19 protein-coding genes are annotated in these 19,388 nt (G+C 60.6%); 6 read left to right on the top strand and 13 right to left on the bottom strand.

Features of this window, described 5'->3' with window-relative positions; genetic code table 11:
* Positions 1-216: 216 nt before the first annotated feature.
* The 6 genes from pepN to ACIO0C_RS12045 are packed head-to-tail and all read right to left on the bottom strand — an operon-like array spanning position 217 to position 6,734.
* A complete protein-coding gene (gene pepN / locus ACIO0C_RS12070) occupies positions 217-2,874 on the bottom strand; it encodes an aminopeptidase N (RefSeq protein ID WP_401311990.1) in 2,658 nt (885 codons plus the stop codon).
* A 10-nt stretch (positions 2,875-2,884) separates the two neighbouring features.
* Positions 2,885-3,715, bottom strand: a complete 831-nt coding sequence (locus tag ACIO0C_RS12065) for a DUF2797 domain-containing protein (RefSeq protein WP_401311987.1) — start codon at positions 3,713-3,715, stop codon at positions 2,885-2,887.
* On the bottom strand, positions 3,712-3,972 hold the full coding sequence (locus ACIO0C_RS12060) for a YeaC family protein (RefSeq protein ID WP_020799300.1): 261 nt from the start codon (positions 3,970-3,972) through the stop codon (positions 3,712-3,714). The genes ACIO0C_RS12065 and ACIO0C_RS12060 overlap by 4 nt, the downstream gene beginning before the upstream one ends.
* 34 nt (positions 3,973-4,006) lie before the next feature.
* Positions 4,007-4,876, bottom strand: a complete 870-nt coding sequence (locus ACIO0C_RS12055) for a rhomboid family intramembrane serine protease (RefSeq protein WP_401311984.1) — start codon at positions 4,874-4,876, stop codon at positions 4,007-4,009.
* Positions 4,873-5,847 carry a metallophosphoesterase gene (locus tag ACIO0C_RS12050; RefSeq protein ID WP_401312003.1) on the bottom strand — a complete coding sequence of 325 codons (975 nt, stop codon included), beginning with the start codon at positions 5,845-5,847 and terminating at the stop codon, positions 4,873-4,875. Before ACIO0C_RS12050 ends, ACIO0C_RS12055 begins: the two co-directional genes overlap by 4 nt.
* Positions 5,844-6,734 (bottom strand): NAD(+) kinase, encoded by an 891-nt coding sequence (locus ACIO0C_RS12045; RefSeq protein WP_401311981.1) that lies wholly within the window; start codon positions 6,732-6,734, stop codon positions 5,844-5,846. Before ACIO0C_RS12045 ends, ACIO0C_RS12050 begins: the two co-directional genes overlap by 4 nt.
* A gap of 115 nt (positions 6,735-6,849) precedes the next feature.
* Here ACIO0C_RS12045 and ACIO0C_RS12040 point away from each other — a divergent pair, with 115 nt between their 5' ends.
* Positions 6,850-7,803, top strand: a complete 954-nt coding sequence (locus tag ACIO0C_RS12040; RefSeq protein ID WP_401311978.1) for a DUF1853 family protein — start codon at positions 6,850-6,852, stop codon at positions 7,801-7,803.
* Positions 7,804-7,885: 82 nt separating this feature from the next.
* On the opposite strand, the gene ACIO0C_RS12035 is transcribed toward ACIO0C_RS12040, so the two are convergent.
* On the bottom strand, positions 7,886-8,995 hold the full coding sequence (locus ACIO0C_RS12035; protein WP_401311976.1) for a DUF2855 family protein: 1,110 nt from the start codon (positions 8,993-8,995) through the stop codon (positions 7,886-7,888).
* A gap of 55 nt (positions 8,996-9,050) precedes the next feature.
* Here ACIO0C_RS12035 and ACIO0C_RS12030 point away from each other — a divergent pair, with 55 nt between their 5' ends.
* Positions 9,051-9,674 (top strand): TetR/AcrR family transcriptional regulator, encoded by a 624-nt coding sequence (locus ACIO0C_RS12030; protein ID WP_401311973.1) that lies wholly within the window; start codon positions 9,051-9,053, stop codon positions 9,672-9,674.
* A 12-nt stretch (positions 9,675-9,686) separates the two neighbouring features.
* Here ACIO0C_RS12030 and ACIO0C_RS12025 read toward each other — a convergent pair whose 3' ends face one another.
* Positions 9,687-10,247 carry an NADPH-dependent FMN reductase gene (locus ACIO0C_RS12025; RefSeq protein ID WP_272606264.1) on the bottom strand — a complete coding sequence of 187 codons (561 nt, stop codon included), beginning with the start codon at positions 10,245-10,247 and terminating at the stop codon, positions 9,687-9,689.
* 183 nt (positions 10,248-10,430) lie between these two features.
* Between ACIO0C_RS12025 and ACIO0C_RS12020 the strand changes: the two genes are divergently transcribed.
* Both ACIO0C_RS12020 and ACIO0C_RS12015 read left to right on the top strand, forming a co-directional pair.
* A complete protein-coding gene (locus ACIO0C_RS12020) occupies positions 10,431-10,664 on the top strand; it encodes a hypothetical protein (protein ID WP_401311970.1) in 234 nt (77 codons plus the stop codon).
* Between the two features lie 88 nt (positions 10,665-10,752).
* On the top strand, positions 10,753-11,646 hold the full coding sequence (locus tag ACIO0C_RS12015; RefSeq protein WP_401311968.1) for a LysR substrate-binding domain-containing protein: 894 nt from the start codon (positions 10,753-10,755) through the stop codon (positions 11,644-11,646).
* Here ACIO0C_RS12015 and ACIO0C_RS12010 read toward each other — a convergent pair.
* The 5 genes from ACIO0C_RS12010 to ACIO0C_RS11990 form a co-directional block, all read right to left on the bottom strand.
* Positions 11,612-12,226, bottom strand: a complete 615-nt coding sequence (locus ACIO0C_RS12010; RefSeq protein WP_401311965.1) for a GNAT family N-acetyltransferase — start codon at positions 12,224-12,226, stop codon at positions 11,612-11,614. The genes ACIO0C_RS12015 and ACIO0C_RS12010 overlap by 35 nt on opposite strands.
* Positions 12,227-12,240: 14 nt before the next feature.
* Positions 12,241-14,496, bottom strand: a complete 2,256-nt coding sequence (locus ACIO0C_RS12005; RefSeq protein WP_401311962.1) for an Orn/Lys/Arg decarboxylase N-terminal domain-containing protein — start codon at positions 14,494-14,496, stop codon at positions 12,241-12,243.
* Positions 14,497-14,683: 187 nt separating this feature from the next.
* A complete protein-coding gene (dnaQ, locus tag ACIO0C_RS12000; RefSeq protein WP_401311959.1) occupies positions 14,684-15,454 on the bottom strand; it encodes a DNA polymerase III subunit epsilon in 771 nt (256 codons plus the stop codon).
* Between the two features lie 192 nt (positions 15,455-15,646).
* On the bottom strand, positions 15,647-16,099 hold the full coding sequence (rnhA, locus tag ACIO0C_RS11995; RefSeq protein ID WP_401311956.1) for a ribonuclease HI: 453 nt from the start codon (positions 16,097-16,099) through the stop codon (positions 15,647-15,649).
* Positions 16,100-16,187: 88 nt separating this feature from the next.
* Complete coding sequence (locus ACIO0C_RS11990) at positions 16,188-16,946, bottom strand: class I SAM-dependent methyltransferase (RefSeq protein WP_401311953.1); 759 nt, start codon at positions 16,944-16,946, stop codon at positions 16,188-16,190.
* 65 nt (positions 16,947-17,011) lie between these two features.
* Between ACIO0C_RS11990 and gloB the strand changes: the two genes are divergently transcribed.
* On the top strand, positions 17,012-17,779 hold the full coding sequence (gloB, locus tag ACIO0C_RS11985) for a hydroxyacylglutathione hydrolase (protein WP_401311950.1): 768 nt from the start codon (positions 17,012-17,014) through the stop codon (positions 17,777-17,779).
* A gap of 99 nt (positions 17,780-17,878) precedes the next feature.
* Complete coding sequence (locus ACIO0C_RS11980) at positions 17,879-19,321, top strand: transglycosylase SLT domain-containing protein (RefSeq protein ID WP_401311947.1); 1,443 nt, start codon at positions 17,879-17,881, stop codon at positions 19,319-19,321.
* Positions 19,322-19,388: the final 67 nt, after the last annotated feature.

Genomic DNA, 19,388 nt, shown 5'->3' with positions numbered 1-19,388 from the left:
GATGCGGTGTATTTAAACCCGGAGCGTCCTGAAATTAAGGGCGCAACGGGCTAACAACTGTAGGACCAAGGCGACAGGTACCTTGACACGTACCGTTTGAAAAAAAAGTGAGTCGCCGTAAGGGCGAAACCGCCAGCCGTCGTTACCGCAGGAATGGATATGTACTCAGCCCCCATGAACCTGGTCGGCCCGAAGGCCGCCAAGTTCAAGCCAGACTCAAGCCAGGCTCTTGCTGACCACCTCAAACACATCACTGGACAATTGTCCCGAACCCCGAATCCGCTCCAACTCCCCTTTCATCAACGCCTGGCGAGCCTCATCGTATTTGCGCCAGCGAGTCAGCGGAGCCAACTGCCGGGAAGCAATCTGCGGATTGAAGCCGTTCAACTCGATCACCAGATCCGCCAGGAAGCGATATCCGGAGCCATCCGCCGCATGGAAGTTGATCAGGTTCTGCCCGGCGAACGCGCCGATCAGTGCCCGCACCTTGTTCGGGTTCTTGATATTGAACGCCGGGTGCTGCATTAATGCCTTGACCCGATCCAGGCCACCTGGCAGCACACTGCCGGCCTGGACGCTGAACCACTGGTCCATGACCAACGGGTTGTCCTTGAAGTGCTCGGCAAAGCTGGCCAGTGCCTTGGCTTTCTGCTGTTCGAACGGCGAGTTGACCAACACGGCGAGCGCGGTCAGGCGTTCGGTCATGTTGTCGCAGGCATCGAACTGTTCCAGCGTCGCCGCCAGCACTTCAGGCTTGCCGCTGAGCATCAGGTACGACAGCGCGATGTTCTGCAAGGCGCGACGGGCGAAATGCTCGGCTTCGGCCACGTACGGGGTTTGCTTGGACAGGTCGCGGTTGGCCTGGTAACGCAGCCACAAGCCTTCGAACAACGCATCGGCCAATTGCTTGCGGGCAAACTCACGGGCGCTGTGAATTGCCTCGACATCGGCCACTTCGCTGATTTCAGCCAGGTACGCTTCGCTTGGCAGCGAGAGCATTTCGGCGACCATCGCCTGGTCCAGCGACTCGTCCGACAGCACCGCACGCAAGGCCGAGACCAGGCGCTGATCCAGCACCAGCGCCTCGCCCTTCTGCTGCTGGGCGATCAGTTCCTGCAGCACCTGCACCGACAGTTGCTGACCAGCATCCCAACGATTGAAGCCGTCGCTGTCGTGCTGCATCAGGAACATCAACTGGTCGCGGTTGTACGGGAAGCTCAGTTTCACCGGCGCCGAAAAACCACGCAGCAGCGAAGGCAGCGGCTGTTCGGCGATGTCGACGAAGGTGAACGTCTGCTCGGCTTCGGTGACCGAGAGGACTCGGGAAGTCCCTTGCGCCGATGCTTCATCGGCGAGACGCAGGGCCATTTCACCGCCCTGGCTATCGAGCAGACCGAGTTCGACCGGGATCACGAACGGCAGTTTTTCAACCTTGTCTGGCGTTGGCGGGCAGCTCTGACGGAAGGTCAGGCTGTAGGTTTTCGCGGCGGCGTCATAAGACTCGCTGACCGCCAAACGAGGTGTACCGGCCTGGCTGTACCAGCGCTTGAACTGGGTCAGGTCGACGCCATTGGCATCTTCCATGGCCTTGATGAAGTCATCGCAGGTCACGGCCTGGCCGTCATGGCGCTCGAAATACAGGTCGCTGCCTTTGCGGAAGCCTTCGGCGCCGAGCAAGGTGTGGATCATGCCGACCACTTCCGAACCCTTTTCATACACGGTCAGGGTATAGAAGTTGGAGATCTCGATGAAGCTGTCCGGGCGTACCGCGTGAGCCATGGGACCGGCGTCTTCGGCAAACTGGTGGGTACGCAGGTAGGCCACGTCCTGGATGCGCTTGACCGTCGCCGAGTTCATGTCGGCAGAGAAGCCGGAATCGCGGAACACCGTGAAGCCTTCCTTGAGCGACAACTGGAACCAGTCGCGGCAGGTCACGCGGTTGCCCGACCAGTTGTGGAAGTATTCGTGGGCGACGATGGCCTCGACCCGCTGGTGCGCGGCGTCGGTGGCGGTTTCGGCCTTGGCCAGCACGGCGCTGGAGTTGAAGATGTTGAGGCCCTTGTTCTCCATGGCACCCATGTTGAAGTCGTTCACGGCGACGATCATGAAGATGTCCAGGTCGTACTCGCGACCGTAGACCTCTTCATCCCAGCGCATGGATTTCTTCAGGCTGTTCATGGCGTGCTGGCACTTGTCGATGTTTTCCGGCTCGACGTAAATGCGCAGTGCCACCGTGCGCCCGGTCATGGTGGTGAAGGCGTCTTCGACGCACCACAGGTCACCGGCCACCAGCGCGAACAGGTACGCCGGCTTCTTGAACGGGTCTTCCCAGGTCGCCCAGTGCCGGCCGTCTTCGCCAGGACCACTGGCAATCGGGTTGCCGTTGGACAGCAGTACCGGGTAGCTGTGCTGTTCGGCGACCACCGTGGTGGTGAACGTGCTCATCACGTCCGGGCGGTCGAGATAATAGGTGATCTTGCGGAAGCCTTCGGCCTCGCACTGGGTGCAGAACATCGTGCCGGACTTGTACAGGCCTTCCAGCGCGGTGTTGGTTTCCGGATGGATGCGCACGCTGGTATCGACCGTGAACGTGCTACTGGTCGGCTGCAGGGTCAGGTGATTCTCGGTCAACAGATAGTCGGCAATGCCCAGCTCGCGGTCGGCCAGGGTCACCGACAGCAATTCCAGTTGCTGACCATCCAGCACCAACGGCGGCAGGCCCGGGCCGCGCTCGGGGTTGCGGCGCATCACCAGTTGCGCATGGACCAGGCTGTGGTCCTCGAACAACTCGAAGGTCAGGTGCGTTTCGTCGATCAGGTACTCGGGCGCCTGATAGTCCTTGAGGTAGATCATCTTCGGTTGTTCGGTGCGCATGCTGGAGTCCTTAACTATGCACGGCGAGCTGGTAAGCCGTGTATTTACGAATGTTGATCACGCCGGTGTCGAAGATCAGGTATTGACCCTTGACTCCCATCAGCGTGCCTTCGGCAATCGGATTCTTGTCCAGGTTGAAGCTGACGATTTTCGCCGGATACTGCTCGACCGGAAAGCGGATTTCGAGCGGTTCGACATCGGCAATCGTCTGGATCGCCTGCAGGCCGAATCGTTCCTGCAACCCTTGCAGCCCCTCGGCGCAGCTGTCGAACAACTGGTCACGGATCTGTGGCAGGTCCACTGACACCGCATCACCCTTGAGCAAGGCACGCCAATTGGTCTTGTCCGCCACCTGGCTACGAAACAGGTCTTCGACGAAGCCCGATTGCTGGCGGGTCGCGACGCGCATGATCGGCAACGCCTGGCTGGCACCCTGGTCGATCCAGCGGGTCGGTAACTGCGTGGCGCGGGTGATCCCGACTTTCACTCCGGATGAGTTCGACAGGTAGACAATGTGGTCGGTCATGCAGAACGTCTGGCCCCACTCCGGTTCCCGGCAGGTGCCGGCGTCGAAATGGCAGCGTTCCGGGCTCATGATGCACACGTCACACTGGGCCAGTTTAGTCATGCATGGGTAGCAGTAACCCTGGCTGAAACTGGTCTTGGTCTTGCGCCCGCAATGGGTGCAGTGGATCGCCCCCAGGTATTCCAGGCGCACCGTGGTGCCGATCAACGGATTGACCGGAACCTCGACCTCGCCCAGGCGAAAGGCGTATTGCACGTTCGGCCCGTCCAGGCGCGCCGACATCTTGCTGATGGTACCGCGGCCAATCTCGATCAATGGATGGCATCCGACTTGAACAGGATATTGGGTACTTGAATCGATTTGGAGCTGCATTCCTGCGGCCCCATGTAGCCAGTGCGCTCTTCTTCAGGCAGGTTCTTGATTTCCCAGGCGATCATCGCCTGCAACGACAGTTCGCGTTGTTCGGCGGTGAGCTTGCCACCGTCGGACCATTTACCGATCTCCACCGCCAGTTTCAGGCTCTGGTAGATGTCCGGGGTGATGTTCTTGATCATTTCGTTAAAAGAGGACATTGGGTCTCCGCGCTCTTTGAATCACATAACAGTTTTAGGCGGCCAGTTTACGGCGGTTGTACAAACCACCCAACAAACCGGTCAAGCATCCGACGAGCAGCCCGCCGACGTGGGCCGCGTTGGCAATTTCGCCGAAGCCGATCATCGAGACCAGCCCGGACAGGCACAGCAGCAGCCATATCAGCATCATCGCCAAGACCCCACGGGGCAGGCGATAGGCGCTGTTGGGTGACAAAACCTGAAAAATCCAGCAGTGCCCGAGCAGGCCGTACAGCACCCCGGACAAGCCGCCAAACAGGGTCGGGCCGCTGAACACGAACTGGGCATAGTTGGACACGAGGCTGAACAACAAGGTCAGGCCGATGAGGTTGACACTGCCCTGGCGCGATTCGATCCGCCGCCCCAGCTCCCAATACCACATGCCGTTCATGGCCAGGTGCAGGAAGCCGAAGTGAATCAGCATCGGTGTCACCAGGCGCCACCACTGCCCCGCCGCCAGGCTGTCGGCCAGTGGCACGAAATGGATGTATTCGCCGACCACGCGAAAATCGAGAAACGTCAGCCAGCGCAGGGTACTCAGGTTATCGCCCAGCAGCGTCAGCGCGCCGACGGCCAAGGTCAGCAGCAGCACAGCCGCGGTGGCTTTGCCATGGCGAACCTGCTCGGCGAAGTTCGGCCGGCGAATCGATTGTGCGACCGGAATGTCGAGTTTCTGCTCCGGATCGCCCTCGGGATAGCGTTCGTACAACACGCGCACGTCGTCGCTGATGTTGGCCGGCACCCAGAGCACCTGCTCGCCCGCTTCTTCGCTGACCCGATGCGGCACTTGCATGCGTTGCAGCAACTTGACGAACCCGCTCAGGTCCACCGCCAGCGGCAGGCGCAAGACTGCGACCCGGCTCATTGCAACACCTCCGGCCGCTCGACATCGACCCAGACGAACTTGTGCGGATCGAGCCGGGTTTCCTGGTCCAGCCGATAGGCCACCAATTTTCCGTAGAGCACTGCACTGTAGTCCAGGCACGCCAGGTTCGGACGGATCGGCGCCGGTTTACCGCTGCGCCAGTAATGGCCGACGAACAGCAACGGCTCATCGGCGCCGTAGCGCAGCAAGTTGTTTTTTTCTGTTGACGACAGTGGCGTTCGGGCCACCGGGTCGGGCAAGGCGTCGGGCTGGAACACGATGTCTCCGTAGGTTTGCGGGTCGTCTTCCCAGAATTTCGTGCGAAAGAACGACCGCGTGAGGCCATCGCCGCTGGTCATGGTCAGGCCATGGGGCAAGCGCATGTCGGTGCCGCGCAACAGGCGGTCGAATACCGTACAGGCGAAACTGTCGGGCACGGCCGAGGCCTGGAGGAAGTGCTCGTCGACGCAGCCATCGGGGAACAATGCCCGCAGCGGTTCGATCAATCCGGTGTCCCAACAGGCATGCACGACGCGGAAACGTCCGGCATCGATAAACAGCGGCAGTTCATAGAACCACTGCTGGAAGTCATGCCAGTCCGCCGGGTGGTGCTCGAACTGGGTCAAGGTCTCATGCAACAGGCGCGCATGGCGCGGGGTGTGTTCGCGCACGTACTGCTTGCCGCTGCCAGGCAATGCCGGGGTCACCCAGCCAAGTGCGTTGAACTCATGGTTACCCATGATGCACAGCGCCTGGCCGGCCTCGACCATGTCGTGGACGATGTGCAGCGCCTCACGAATCCGTGGGCCGCGGTCGATGATGTCGCCGACGAACACCGCCATGCGCGAGGCATGGCGCCAGACGCCGGCTTGCTTGTGATAACCGAGCCGGTCGAGCAAGTGCTCAAGGGTCAGAGCGCAACCGTGCACGTCACCGATCAGGTCGTAGCTACGCGCGGGATCGAGCATCAGTCGCCTCCACCACCCAACCTGCTGCCCCAACCAAGCTTGGTCCGGCACACTTCATAGTAGTTGTGGTCGAGCGGGTGGATCAGCCGCAACTTCTGGGCTTTCTTGCTGATGGTGATGGTGTCGCCGGGCGCACAGGTAAAGTGGTTCTGCCCGTCACACGAGACTTGCGGGTAAATCTGCATATCCTTGGACACGACGATTTTCAGCTCACTGTTGCCATCGACCACAATCGGCCTGCCTGACAAGGTATGGGGGTACATCGGCACAATCACAATAGCGTCGAGCTTGGGATGCATGATCGGGCCACCGGCAGAGAGCGCATAGGCCGTGGAGCCGGTCGGCGTTGAGACGATCAGGCCGTCGGCCTTCTGGCTGCAGACGAACTGGCCGTCGATGTACAGTTCGAACTCGATCATGCGCGTCGATTTGCCGGGGTGCAGCACCACATCGTTCAGCGCATCGCCCTGGCCAATGGCTTCGGCGTGGCGACGAACTTCCGCTTGCAGCAGGAAGCGGTTTTCCACCAGATAGTGCCCATCGAGCACTTCGGCGACCTTGACTTCCAGTTCATCGGGGCGGATATCGGTGAGAAACCCCAGGCTGCCCCGGTTGATGCCGAGCACCGGGATATTGTGCCTGGCCAGCGCACGGGCGGCACCAAGCAGGCTGCCATCACCGCCCACCACAATGACCATGTCACAGACTTCACCGAGCATCTTGCGCGACGAGGTTTGCAAACCGTGGCCCGGCAGGACTTCGGCAATGGTGTCTTCGAGGATCACGTGCAGGTGACGATCGAGCAGAAACCGTTTCAGTCGGCGGACGGTATCCAGCACCTGGGAACTGCCCAGGCGACCGATGATGCCGATATTACGAAATTGCTCCATGGGGCTCCTAATGAAGGGCAGCGGCGGTGAAAAGCACGATTATGGGTGAAAGCGCGGCATAGACAAAATCCTTTCAGCCTCAAGGTGTTCTCACGATTCGGGCTATGCTCGCAAGATGATCCTATTTCCAGATTTGCTGCAGTTACCCCACCAGTTGCGCCACCCCGAAGTGCGCGACCTGGCGTGGGTCATCCTCGCCCCGCCGATGCTCAGCGCCACGCCCTGGCCGCAGCGTCATCCGCTGGCCGGCAGCGACTGGGTGCAAGCCCCGGAACACCTGGAAACCTGGCTGCGAAAACTCGACCGGGACAGCTACGGCCTGCTGCACTGGCTGGCCCAGGCCCGTACCCGACGCCTGGGCCTGTATTATGAACGGCTTTGGCAGTTTGCCGTGCAGCATGCGCCCGGTATCGAGCTGATTGCCGCCAACATGCCGATCCGCCGCGAAGGTCACACCTTGGGCGAGCTGGACATGCTGTTGCGCGATCGCGACGGCGTGCATCACCTGGAACTGGCGATCAAGCTTTACCTCGGCCCGCAGAACGGCGACGGACACGACACCGCGCAGTGGCTCGGTCCGGGCTGCCACGATCGGCTGGACCGCAAACTGGCACACCTGAGCCAGCACCAGTTGCCGATCTCCGCACGCCCGGAAAGTCGCGAAGTGCTGGCGGCGCTGGATATCCGGCAGTTCAGCGCGCATTTGTGGCTGGGCGGCTATTTGCTCTATCCATGGCCCGGGCAGGCCGCAATGCCCAATGGCGCGCATCCACAGCACTTGCGCGGGCGCTGGCTGCATCAAAAGGACTGGGCAAAGTTTTTCGCGCAGAGCCCGCCCGGTCGCTGGCAACCCCTGCCCCGCCATGCCTGGCTGGCCCCGGCGCACTACCCCGCGGAGCAGACATGGGACGCTGAACAGCTGGAAGCCTGGCTGAGTGATCTGGAACCGCTGGCGCCAGCGCAACTGCTGGTGCGCCTGACAGAAAATGCCCACTGCGATTGGGAGGAAGCGGAGCGGTTGTTTCTGGTGTCGGATCTTTGGCCGAATGTGCCGGGGCAAGGCTCCTAAAAGATCGCAGCCTGCGCCAGCTCCTACATTGGAATGCGTATATGTAGGAGCTGGCGCAGGCTGCGATCTTTTGATCCTGGCCTTAAATGCACAACCGAATCACATGCCCCTCCACCGGCGCGACCTGCCCATGGAACAGGCGAGAAATAACCGCCTGAGCCGCTTCATAACCCTGACTTTCCACCACCTTCAGCAACGGCGGTTCAGTGGCCGTCACTTTCCGGAAAAACTGTCGCAAACCGTCGCCGATGTGCTGACTGACCCCTTCCGGCCCCCAATCGGCATTGCGCTTGCGGATCTGGATCGGCGCAAAAAAGAACACCGGTTGCGGGCCCTCGATGGCAGTCAATCGGGCCTCATCGGTGCTTTGTGCCGAGCCGGCAAAGCAACTGTAGACCAACTGCCCGGCGAAATGCCGGTGCACCTGGTCACGCAATTCAAGGTCGCCGGAAAAATCCACATACAGTGTTGGACGATCATTGGGCAGGCTCGCCACATCCGCGTAAGACACTGTTCGCTCGTAACAGCCAAGGGCCTCGACAAAGGCTTTGTTGCCGGCTGAAGTCAGCGCCACACGTTCCAGGCCGGGATGATTGCCCAGGCAGACCGCGGTGCCGTAGGCGGTTTTGCTCGAAGCGCTGGAGAGCACCAGTCGAGTTGCGCCAAAGAACTGCTTGTCCTGCAAAAAGTCCGCGAGCATTGAAGAAGTCAAGAACAGCGGTTTCAGCAAAATCTGCAGGTTTTCGGTTTCCGCGCTGTAGTACGAATCCCAACTGCAACGGGTGTATTGGTTGTAGGCCGAGGTCAACCCTTGTCGATGCTCGGCCCCGTCGTAGAAACCACGTTCGGTAACCCGTTCCGGACACAGCCACAGATGGCTGGCTAGCGGAAAATACCCGTAGAAGCGTTCCCCGACCTTGATGCCAGGCACGTCCGAGGCCACGACATCGGCAAAGCCCCAGGCCGGGACGTGACCCCAGCCCGCCAAACCTGTAGGAAAGAAGCCCCAGTAGTTCATCGAATTGCCATAGGCGGCGTAGGTAATGTTATTGGTCGTCAGCGCGCAGCGGTCAATCTTCAATATCACCTCGCCGGCCGCCGGAACCAGGCTTCGCTGCGCTTGCTCGATCCGGCTTTGGTCCAAGGCGTTTTTACAGGTTATCAGCCGTGTTACCGTGCTTGAACTTTGCATCCTTCAGTCTCCTGCTGCATAAGTGTGGCGGGTAGCACCAGAGTAATGGCAGCCAATGAAGAGCGGGTTCGGAAACACCAAGGGCAGTATCAATCCCCGGGCGAAACCGCTGAAACGGCCGAGCCAGGCCCGGGCGATTTTCACCGTCGAGGCGATTTACCAGGCTTTTGTTCGGATTTGGCGACGCGATGGCTGGTCCGGTTTGACCACCCGGGAAGTGGCGCTCGAAGCAGGTGTTGCGATCGGCACGCTGTACGATTATTTCCCGAGTAAGGAGGCTTTGCTTTCCGGTTACATCCGGCATCGACTGGATGCCTTGTTACGGCACCTCGATGAAGCGGTGGTGCAAGCCAATGACCTGGACTGGCCGACCCGGGTCAAACGCCTCATACACCTGACCTGCAACCCCGACGATGAGCGACAGCCCTTGTTCAACCATGCCGTGCTGCTTATCGAACACCAGATCGCCGAGCCAAAACATCATCGCAGGGTGTTCGACGAACTGTCGCAGAAATGGCGCGAAGCGTTTGCCGCCTGTAGCGACTTGCCTGTCCCCCCCTCACCGGCAACCGTCGATGCCTGGGTCATCATGGCGTGGGGCGGACGACGTTATTGCGTTACCGCCGCCTGGTTGTCGGAAATGGAAACCATGATCTGTAGCCGATTGGCTAACGGTTAGTAGTGCGAAACATCAAAGCTTTTTGTGCTGTTCAACCCACTTACCGTAGGCATCGATGAACTTCTGCAGAAACGGCCTGACTGACTCGGACAGGTTGCCCGCCTCGTCGAACGCGGAACCGGCGCCACTGAGGTAGGCCTCAGGCTGCTGCATCATCGGCACATCGAGAAACACCATGGACTGGCGCAAGTGGTGGTTCGCACCGAATCCGCCGACCGCACCCGGCGAAACACTGATCACCGCACCCGGCTTGCCACTCCAGGCACTCTTGCCATAGGGCCGCGAGCCCACGTCGATGGCGTTTTTCATCGGGGCCGGCACCGAACGGTTGTACTCCGGGGTTACGAACAGCACTGCGTCGGATGAACTGACTTGTTGTCGGAAAGTACTGTAGGCTGCCGGCGGTGTAGCACCATCGATGTCTTCGTTGTAGAGCGGCAGATCGCCGATTTCGACGATGTTGAGCTTGAGGTTGGCCGGCGCCAGATCCGCCAGTGCGAGGGCGACCTTGCGATTGATCGATGCTTTGCGCAGGCTGCCGACCACTACGGCGATGGTATAGACATTACTCATGAAAGACGCTCGATTGTCCGTGGGAGGAGCCAATAGTTATAGATGATCAGGCGCCGGTTCAGCCAATGAACACCGGTATATTCGCGTCCTGAACTATTTTTTTTACGTAGGAAAACTTACCGTGCTCGGTGGCGGTCTATCCAACCGCACATTGAGTGATTTATCTCCAGAGGTTCTAAGCAGATGGCAGCAGTACTCGTCGGTCAGTTCCATGCAAGAGACGCGGAAGGCCGCATTTATTCCGTACATGAGTTCCAGGAATCCACGCCATCGGCAGACGGTTTTGCAGGCGGGACGCCCGTCACCACCTACAAGCTGGCCATTGGCGATCGCGTGAACAAGCTCGATGAAAACCAATTCATGCTGGTGCAATCGGGCGTGACCATCATCCGTGAACCGGAGAACGTCGTTTCATAACCAGTCGTTATGAGCAGAAGTCATAGGCGCAGACTTGGGTTAGGATTCAGTCACTGACTCCTTCACCTGCTGAACATGGACTTCACGCATGCGCTTACGCCATATCGAAGTGATCCAGGCGCTCCTGCAGACCGGTCACCTGGGCACCGCCGCCGAATGGCTGCAGTTGCCGGTGGGCGAAGTCGAACGCATTTTGCGCGACGCCGAGGATCAGTTGGGTTTCATGCTGTTCGCAAGCGTTCGCGGACGCTTGCAGGCCACGCGTGAGGCGCGGGCGTTGCAGGTCGAAATCAGCCGCGTCTACGATGCGCTCGAACCGGTGCAACGCCTGGCCAGCAGCCTTCGGCAATACCTGGCCCCGCCGCTGCGCATCATCTGCACCCCGCCCCTGGCCCAACACCTGTTGCCACAAAGCATCGCCGCCCTGCGTCGACGCCTGCCCGACGCCCCTTGTACGCTGCTGAGCCAAACCACCCGCGACATCGTCCGCAGCCTGCTGCTGCGCGAAAGCGACCTGGGCCTGAGCCTGCATGATCCCGAGCATGCCGATATCCATTGCCAGCCGATCGCCCAAGGCAAGCTGCAGCTGCTCGCCCCCCACGGCTGGCTGCAACCCAAGCAGAAGTACATCTCGCTGCAGGACCTGGCCGGCCAGGCGATGGTTGGCCTGGAAGGTCATGACCCGCTCAGCCCGGCACTTGAACACAAACTGCATGCCCTGCGGCCGGCTCCGGTCATCCAGACCCGGGTGCAGACTCACCAGATGATGCGCAGCATGGTCGAGGCCGGCGAAGGCCTGGCCATTGTCGACCCCTTCACCGCCCTGGGCGCCAAATCGACCGGGCTCGATGCCTGCCCGCTGGCACCGGCCGTGCCGGTCAGCCTCTACGCCCTGACCCTGAAGAACGGCGAACCTTCGCCAGCCATTCAGACCTTGCTGGCGATCATCACGGAACAAGCCGCGGCGATGTTGGCGAGCTGATCGGGTGTTCCAGCGGGTTGTCGAAAAATCGATACCAGAACAGCGCCACTTCGGCGGTATTGGGGTCGATGCCGCGATAACGCAGATGGTCGATGCCGCCGATCACGTAGCCGCATCGTTCGTAAAGCCGACAGGCTCCCAGGTTGTTGTTCTGGGTCTCGAGCATGATGCCCGGCAGTTTCTTCTTGCGACTCCAGAACTGCGCGACATCCAGTAGCGCCTTGGCCACCCCGTGGCGCCTGGCCGGAGCGTGCACCGCCAGTTCGTCGATGTGGGCAAAGCCGTTCCAGTTGGTGCTGATCACCAGGTGGCCCACGGGTTCATCGTCCAGGTACGCCATGAAAATCGCACTGTCGGCGGCATCGCGAAAGCTGCTGAACTCCTCCGGATCGATGCCATAACACTTGCGATAGGGGGTGATCGGCGTGACCCGCCATTGCTCCACCGGCTGCCCAATTTCGGGAGCACCGTAGGCAGCGACTTCGAAACTGAAATCACTGCCCCAGATATAAGCGGCAAAGCCCTCGTCGGCGACACGCACCGACAGCCCTGGGTAATTCGGATTCATGACCGGTTGCATACTGGGAAAGGTCCTCATTCCTTGATGCAATCGACGGTGTAGTGCCGTCCATTGCCCTCGTCTTCGTGTTGCAATCCGTGCACATCAGCGACGAAACCCGGGAAGCTGCTGTCGAACGTGCGAGCAAATGCCAGGTAGTCGATGATCGAGCGGGTCGCCTCGGTAAAGCGTTCACCGGGCATGATCAACGGAATGCCCGGCGGGTACGGCACCAGCATGACGGCAGCGATGCGCCCCTCCAGTGCATCGATCGACACGGCTTCGACTTCGCCCCGTACCAGATGATCATAGGCGTCAGCCGGCTTCATGGCGATTTGCGGCAGTACCGTGTACATCCGCTTGAGGTGTTTGGCCGTGGCATTGCTGCGATAACAGGCGTGCAACTGATCGCACAGGTCGCGCAAGCCCATGCCCTGATAGCGCGCGCCATGCTGCTGAGCCACGCAAGGCAGGCAGCTGGCCAGACTGACGTTGGCGTCGTAGCTGCGCTTGAACTCCAGCAGTTCGGTCAGCAGCGTGCTCCATTTGCCCTTGGTGATGCCCATCGAGAACAACACCAGGAACGAATACAGCCCGGTCTTTTCAACCACCAGCCCGCGCTCCCAGAGAAACTTGCTGACCACGGCCGCCGGAATCCCGCTATCGCTGAGCGCACCGCCCGCGGTCAGGCCCGGCATCACCAGGCTGACCTTGATCGGATCGAGCAACACATAATCGTCGCTCACCTCACCAAAGCCGTGCCAGTCATCCGCAGGCTGCAGCAGCCAGTCCCCGGTCACCACCCGGTCGATGCCTTCCACCGTTGGCGGCTGCCAGATGGAAAACCACCAATCGTCGGCGGCGATGTGCTGGCGCAGATTGGCCAGCGCCCGGCGAAAGCTCAGGGCCTCGTCGAACATTTCCTGCAACAGCGAACGCCCGGCCCCGCCCTCCATCATCGCCGACGCCACATCCAGCGAAGCGATGATGCCGTACTGCGGTGACGTGGAGATGTGCATCATGAAGGCTTCGTTGAACCGGTCACGGTCCAGTTGCCGGGCGCCACCGTCCTGCACATGAATCATCGACGCCTGGCTGAACGCCGCCAGCAGCTTGTGCGTGGAATGGGTAGTGAACACCAGCGGGCTGTCTTCACTGCGGGACGTGCCCATGCCGTAGCGCCCGGCGAAAAACTCATGGAACGCCGCATAGGCGTACCAGGCCTCGTCAAAGTGCAAGACCTCGACGCTATTGCCCAGCTGCTGCTTGATCAGCTCGGCGTTGTAGCAGAGGCCGTCGTAGGTGGAATTGGTCACCACCGCCAGCTTGACCTTGGGCGCCCGCCCCTTGGTCAACGGACTTGCATCGATCTTGGCCTGGATCGATTCGCGGCTGAACTCACTCAGCGGAATCGGCCCGATGATCCCCAGTTCATTGCGTTCCGGGCACAGGTACAACGGGATGGCACCGGTCATGATGATCGAGTGCAACACCGACTTGTGGCAATTGCGGTCCACCAGCACCAGATCGTCGCGAGCGACCATGGAGTGCCAGACAATCTTGTTCGCCGTCGAGGTGCCGTTGATCACGAAGAAGGTGTGATCGGCGCCAAAGTTGCGCGCCGCCCGCGCCTCCGCCTCTGCCAGAGGCCCGGTGTGGTCCAGCAGCGAACCCAGTTCCGGCACCGAGACTGACAAATCCGAACGCAGGGTGTTTTCCCCGAAAAACTGGTGGAACGCCTGCCCCACCGGGCTCTTGTGATACGCCACCCCGCCACCGTGACCGGGGGTGTGCCAGGAATAGTTGGAGTCGGCGGTGTGCTGCACCAGCGCCTTGAAGAACGGCGGCAGCAGGCCATCCAGGTATTTGCGCGCGGCCCGCGCCACCTGGCGTGCGAGGAATGGCACGGTGTCTTCGAACAGGTACAGAATGCCGCGCAACTGATTGAGCTCGGCCATGGCATCGGCGGGCGCGTTCTCCAGGGTCACTTGCTCACCCAGGGCGAAGATGGGCAGATCCGGCGCGCGCACTCGCGCCAGCCCGATCAACTCGGCCATGTTCTGTAACAAATGCGAATGGGCGCTGGCGTCTTCCGCCGCAATCAGCATGCACGAGAGACCGTGATGGGTCGAAGCGACCAGCCGGCCTTCGGTGTAATCCATCGCCGAAACGATACTGAAACCTTCCTGCTCCAGTTCCCGGGCGATACCCCGCACGCGATCGCCAGCGACGGTGTCAGCCTTGATGTCGCGATGGACGATCAGGACCGGGAATTTCAGATCTTTATACATGGGGCTCAGTGTCCTGAGGCGGCAGGCCAGAGCCTGTCAATCACCTCAGGGTAGAGGGTTGGAGCGGATGTGGCGAGTGCGATGCACTGCAATGGGTCAAGATCAAAAGATCGCAGCCTCGTTTCGCTCTGTAGGAGCTGTGTAGGAGCTGTCGAGTAAAACGAGGCTGCGATCTTTTGAAAAGGACCTACGCCGAAGCCTCAGCCTTGGCCTCGGCCTCGGCCAATTGCAACCAAAGCGCCGGCCCTCCGGCGGATTTGCTGATGATTTCCAGGCGTGCCATGTGCTGGGCCAGCTCATCTTCAGTGGCGCGAATGATGCGCGCCGGCTGGCGGTCGGCCGGCAGTCGGCGGATTTCAGTGGCGGAGTTGTCCGCACCCTCACCGGAGCCATTGCCGTCCGAGGCATTGCCCGCCAGGGACAGGCTGGTCTGGCCGCCGGTCATGGTCAGGTAGACGTCGGCCAGGATCTCGGAGTCGAGCAAGGCGCCGTGCAGCTCACGGCCGGAGTTGTCGACGCCATAGCGTTTGCACAGGGCGTCGAGGCTGTTGCGCTGCCCCGGGTGACGTTCCCGGGCCATCATCAGGGTGTCGAGGATCGAACAGTGCTGGGTGATGTCCGCACGATCGTGCTGGCCCATCAGGGCAAATTCGTTGTTGATGAAGCCAACGTCGAACGCCGCGTTATGGATGATCAGCTGCGCGCCCTTGATGAACTCGAAGAACTCTTCGGCCACCTCGGCGAAGCGCGGCTTGCCCACCAGGAACTCGTTGGTGATACCGTGGACGCCGATGGCGCCTTCGTCACTTTCGCGATCCGGTTGCAGGTAAACGTGAAAATGCCGACCGGTCAGGCGCCGACCGATCAATTCGACACAACCGATTTCGATAATCCGGTGGCCGTCGGTCACCGGCATGCCGGTGGTTTCGGTATCGAGTACAACGGATCTGGTGGCCATCGGGTGCTCAGCTCTCAATCGGTGAATCGGGCAAAAGCGGGGATATTAACACGCTTGCCGGGGTCTTTCAGGTACACCGAGGATGATCGTTCCCACGCTCTGCGTGGGAATGCCTCAAGGGACGCTCCGCGTTCCAACGGGACGCAGAGCGTCCCTGGCTGCATTCCCACGCGGAGCATGGGAACGATCAGTTCAGGCATGTTTGAAGCCGCGCACTTCATCCACGCCACGGTTGGCCAGTTGGTCGGCCCGTTCGTTGCCGTGATGGCCAATGTGCCCGCGCACCCATTTCCAGGTGACGTTATGGCGATTGACCTGCTCGTCGAGCAGTTTCCACAAGTCAGCGTTCTTGACCGGTTCTTTCGCTGCGGTTTTCCAGCCGCGCTTTTTCCAGTTGGCCATCCACTCGTTGATGCCTTTCATCACGTACTGGGAGTCAGTCACCAGCAATACATCGCACGAACGCTTGAGCTCCTCCAGGCCACGTATGGCGCCCATCAGCTCCATGCGGTTGTTGGTGGTATTGGCTTCGCCGCCCCAAAGTTCTTTCTCCACGCCCTTGCACACCAGCAATGCGCCCCAGCCGCCAGGGCCAGGGTTGCCCTTGCAGGCGCCATCGGTGAAGAGTTCTACGCTATCGCTCATGCCAATCTATCCAGAAAATGCAGTGGCCCGCCAATCGCTGATCGACGACGCCCGGGACCGGGGCAACCCCGGTCGAAAAAAGGAAATATCACGGTTCGATGTTGCGGCGATTGACCTTGGCCATCGGCAACGGTATCAGTTTGCCCATCGGCTCGCGACGCTCCTGACGGACAGGCCGCAGGCCGACCACGATCTTGCGTGCCACCAATAAATAGAAGCCGCCGCCGGACAATTGCCAGTCACCGGCCTTGCGCTCCCAACCGGCCAGACGGGTCTGCCAGGTGGGTGAAGCCATCGGCGGACGATAGCACCCGAAGCGGCGTTTCTCCAGCGCGAAGCCCAGCAGGTTCAGCCAGTCGGCCACACGTGACGGGGAAATGCAGCGCGCCTTGCGCAATCCGTCGTGGGCAAATACATGACGCAGCCCCCAGGTGCTCCAGGGGTTGATGCCGATGATCAGCAAATGCCCGCCGGGCCGCACGCTGCTCGCCGCCTCGCGCAGCAGGCCGTGGGGCGACAGGCAGAAATCCAACCCATGCTGCAGCACCACCACATCGGCGGCATGTTCACTCAGCGGCCAGGCCTGTTCCTCACAGACGATCTCGACCCCGGGCAACGGCGCCCCCAGGCGCACGTTGCGCTGCACCTGCGGCGCCGACGGCGGCGTCTGGGCCGATGGCCCGTAATGCACCAGATAGCCACCGAAGAAACGCCCCAGCTCGTCTTCGAGCACGCGCCGTTCTTCATCCAGCAGCAATTGCCCCAGGGGGCCGGACAGCCAGTCACGTGCTGCGCTGATCAATGCCAGCCAGTCGGGATCAGCTTGAGCGAACGCTTTATCGGTCATTGCATTCTCCAACGCGCCAGGAAGTTCTAAGATGCGCCATTGTTTTCCGCTTGGCGAATCCGACGATGATACAGATCACTGCCCTGCCCGCCTTCACCGACAACTACATCTGGTTGTTACAAGACCCCGACACCCGACGCTGCGCGGTGGTCGACCCGGGCGATGCCGCGCCGGTAAACGCCTGGCTCACGGCCAATCCGGGCTGGGTCTTGAGCGATATTCTGATCACTCACCATCACCATGACCATGTCGGCGGCGTCGAACAGCTGAAAAAAACGACGGACGCAACCGTCTACGGTCCTGCCAGCGAAAGCATCCCCAAGCGGGACATCGCGCTCAAAGATAACGATCGCATCAATGTGCTGGGCCATGACTTCGAGATCATTGCCGTACCCGGTCATACCCTGGGCCACATTGCCTATTATCGCCCCGGTCTGCTGTTCTGTGGCGACACCCTCTTCGCAGCAGGTTGCGGGCGCCTGTTCGAAGGCACGCCCAAGCAAATGTACACCTCGCTGTCGCGCCTCGCCGCGCTTCCCGAAGACACCCGGGTGTACTGCACCCATGAGTACACCTTGAGCAATCTGCGCTTCGCTGTCGCTGTCGAACCCGGCAACGCCGATACCCTCGAACGCCTGGCCAGCGTGACCCGTCAGCGTGAAACCGGGGCCATCACCCTGCCATCCACGGTTGCCCTGGAAAAACGTACAAATCCGTTTTTGCGTACCGGCGAAACATCCGTTAAAGAAAAAGCGGATGAACGGACCGGCACCGATAACTCCGCGCCCGATATGGTTTTTGCTGCGCTAAGGGCCTGGAAAGATACGTTCTGAACAGTTTGCACCATGGTCCAAAATCTCTGAAAGGTTGACCGCAGAGGGCGTGCTTTCTAGAATCGCCCGACATTTTTGCCCGGAACTTACTTCCAGCCAATGTCGTCATCTATACGCAAAGCCATCAATTCGGACGCACTGACCCGCCTGGCGCAAGCCATAGCGGTGGCTGTGTCCGCGACATTGGCGGGCTGTTCCAGTCATGTGCCGCAGACCGATGCGGCACACGCACCGAATATTGCCGCGCGCGCCAAGCAGAAACCCGTCTTCCTCACCGAAAAGCCCAGCCCGCAGATCCCGCAGGATGTCTGGGAGCGCATGCGCCAGGGCTTCCAGCTGCAGGACGGCCTGGGTGTCAACCCGCGCATCGAGCAACAACGACTGTGGTTCGCCAGCAATCCGTCCTTCCTCGAAAACGCCGGCGACCGTGGCAGCCTGTACATCCATTACATCGTCGAGCGCCTTGAAGAACGCAACATGCCGCTGGAACTGGCGCTGCTGCCAGTGATTGAAAGTGCCTACAACCCGATGGCCTATTCCCGCGCCAATGCGGTGGGCCTGTGGCAATTCATTCCTTCCACCGGGCGATACTTCAACCTGCGCCAGACCCGTTTCTATGATGGCCGTCGCGACATCACCGCCTCGACCACGGCGGCCATGGACTACCTGACCCGCCTGCATGACATGTTCAACGGTGACTGGCTGCTGGCCCTGGCCGCCTACAATGCCGGTGAAGGCACCGTCAGCCGCGCCATCGAACGCAACGAGCGACTCGGCCTGCCAACCGACTACTGGAACCTGCCGCTGCCCGCCGAGACCCAGGCCTACGTGCCGAAGTTGCTGGCGCTCTCACAGGTGGTGATGGCACCGGATGCCTACGGCGTGAACCTCAACCCGATTGCCAACGAACCCTATTTCCAGGTCGTCGAAATCAACCAGCGCATGGACCTGTCCAAGGTCGCCGCGGTGGCCAACATCGACGAAGACGAGCTGTTCCAGCTCAACCCCGCCTTCAAGCAACGCACCACCATCGATGGCCCGCAGCACTTGCTGGTACCCACTTCCAAGGCACAGCTGCTGACCACCAGCCTGCAGACCATGCGCCCGGAAGAGCTGATCAGCAAGAAGGCGCTCAAACCGGTTTTCGAAGGCTCTGACGATACCCAGCTGGCGGGCGTCAAGCGTAGCTATCGAGTCAAGCGTGGCGACAACCTGGGCTCCATTGCCAAGGCCAACAATGTCAACGTCAAGGACCTGCAACGCTGGAACAAGTTGAGCGGCAAGAATCTCAAGGCTGGCCAGACCCTGGTCATGCAAGACACCGGCAAGCGCAACTCGGGGCGCATCAATACCGTGGTCGCGGCCAAGTCCAAGAGCAACGCCGAGAAGTCGCAATCACAGTACAAAGTGCAACGGGGCGATTCGCTATACATGGTAGCCAAACGCTTCAACGTTGAAATGCAACACCTCAAGCGCTGGAATCCTCGTGTCGGCCAGGCACTCAAGCCGGGGCAGATGCTGACGGTTTCCAATCCGCATTAAAAAAGAGCCCCTGATTTCAGGGGCTTTTTTTTCGCGAAATTTACTGCCCACCGCTGTAGGAGCGAGC

The organism is Pseudomonas sp. NPDC087336 (genome assembly GCF_044744285.1).
Classification (GTDB): Bacteria; Pseudomonadota; Gammaproteobacteria; order Pseudomonadales; family Pseudomonadaceae; genus Aquipseudomonas.
Note: the sequence above shows the minus strand (reverse complement) of the source record. Positions and strands in the feature narration are given on the sequence as shown.